Source organism: Paenibacillus sp. GbtcB18 (assembly GCF_019091125.1).
Classification (GTDB): Bacteria; Bacillota; Bacilli; order Paenibacillales; family NBRC-103111; genus Paenibacillus_F; species Paenibacillus_F chitinolyticus.
The window spans coordinates 1-369 of sequence record NZ_JAGXJX010000180.1; the positions used below are offsets into that span (position 1 = coordinate 1).

The following is a 369-nucleotide window of genomic DNA, read 5'->3' on the forward strand; positions in this document are numbered from 1 at the left end:
TGTTCTGTCTTATGAATGATAGGCTTTTTAACAGAGTTTACTAGCGGTATTATTCCATACTGCGTTTTATTTACTACATTTTCTACCTTGCTGTTATCTGTTTTTGTTCCTTCATTCTCTTTATTTGGTTCTTCTTTTTTAGTTTCTTCTTTTCCAGTAATAGTTTCTTTTTCATTTTTTCCGTCCAGTTTCCATTCCCACGTTACAGGAGAGAAAACATCGATTTTACTGTTTGGATCTATCAGTTTCACACGTAGGCTAATTCTTAAATCTCCATCATTACGTGCGGATATTGCAACTGTTCCGTTTTGCAAGAATTCGCTTGTACGGTCCACACCACCAATTAACAGCGAATCTGTACTTCCATAT

Annotated in this window: 1 pseudogene; it reads right to left on the minus strand. The window is 35.5% G+C overall.

The window, feature by feature from the left end:
* Positions 1–369 (minus strand): annotated as a pseudogene (locus KVT34_RS30005) (type VII secretion protein EsaA); the annotation flags it as partial.